The organism is Streptomyces sp. WM6386, assembly GCF_000972385.1.
Lineage (GTDB): Bacteria > Actinomycetota > Actinomycetes > Streptomycetales > Streptomycetaceae > Streptomyces.
Genome location: NZ_JXTE01000212.1, coordinates 1 through 1,105, shown reverse-complemented (window position 1 = coordinate 1,105; position 1,105 = coordinate 1). Strand labels below are relative to the sequence as shown.

Sequence of the window (1,105 nt, the reverse complement as noted above, 5' to 3'; positions counted from 1 at the left end):
CGACCATGAACATCGGACCTCTCGAACCAAAGGTGCCCGACCTCATCGTCGCGGTTCTCTGCTTCGCCTTAGTTTTTGTCCTCTTCGCGAAGGTTCTTCTTCCGCGTCTCGTGAGAGTCCTTGCAGAGCGCACGGACGCCATTGAGGGAACGATCGAGCGAGCTGAAGAGACTCGGCTCGCAGCTGAGCGCCTTCACAACGAGTACAAGAGCGAACTCGCCGAAGCCCGCCGAGAGCTGGCTCACCTCCGGCAGGAAGCCCTGGAACAGGGCGCAGCGATCATTGCAGCGGCCCGCGAAGAAGGCGCGCGGCAACGCGATGCCTTGATCTCGGATGCGCAAGCTCAGCTCGAGGTAGACCGAACTCTTGCGGCTGCCGAGTTGACCGAGGGTGTACGACTCATTGCCATTGAGCTCGCTGGTCGCATCGTCGGTGAGCCCCTCGACGACTTCGCCAGCAGTGAGGTCGTCGACCGCTATCTTGAAGAACTGAACACCAAGTTCTCGTCCAGAGGGGCGACAGGTTGACCACTGGACGCTCGAGAATCTACTCGCGCCGACTATCCTGTACCAAAATAATCGTCCACCGTGGCTTGCCAACCAACATTCCCGATGTGGGCAATCATCAGTAGGTCGCGCCAATCGGTCTCCATCTCACGGAGCGCCCTAAATAGGCGGTCCACGTCCCCATCTGCGTAAATAATGACGGCAGCAGCTATCCTCTCACTGGCGGGCTTATGAAATACCTTCAGCTCAGCCTCCTCCACCAGTGAGATGACCGTATCCGCGTCTTTCCCGTACTGTTGCGCAATCACGGCCGCGATACGCTTTGTAACCGCCATCAATTCCTCCAAATTTCAGCGTTCTATTACCGCCCTCCCGAGTCATTCAGCCGGAGGTGCAGATAATCGCTAACTCTTGGGAACCAGACCTTCAGGCCGTAGTGGATTGCTTCAAAGACCGGTTCTGAAAGAACACAGGTGGGCTCCCTGACGGTAAGTGAGCCCGGAAGGCGCCGCCCTGCTCATGTACGTGAGGTCAGGCATGGACCGCGCCATCGCCGAGGGCGCGGAGGACCGCACGAGCGACGTGTTCCGGCGCCTGAC

At 58.9% G+C, this 1,105-nt stretch carries 2 protein-coding genes; one reads left to right on the top strand and one right to left on the bottom strand.

The window, feature by feature from the left end:
• Window positions 1-5: 5 nt before the first annotated feature.
• Window positions 6-527: a F0F1 ATP synthase subunit B gene (gene atpF / locus TN53_RS40810; protein ID WP_046263937.1), complete on the top strand. Its 522-nt coding sequence runs from the start codon at window positions 6-8 to the stop codon at window positions 525-527.
• A 32-nt stretch (window positions 528-559) separates the two neighbouring features.
• Here atpF and TN53_RS40805 read toward each other — a convergent pair whose 3' ends face one another.
• Complete coding sequence (locus tag TN53_RS40805; RefSeq protein ID WP_046263936.1) at window positions 560-841, bottom strand: hypothetical protein; 282 nt, start codon at window positions 839-841, stop codon at window positions 560-562.
• Window positions 842-1,105: the final 264 nt, after the last annotated feature.

Bases quoted from the DNA above. Each gene is read 5' to 3' on its own strand.
- atpF (WP_046263937.1), top strand. From the start codon at position 6: ATGAACATCGGACCTCTCGAACCAAAGGTGCCCGACCTCATCGTCGCG.
- TN53_RS40805 (WP_046263936.1), bottom strand. From the start codon at position 841: ATGGCGGTTACAAAGCGTATCGCGGCCGTGATTGCGCAACAGTACGGG.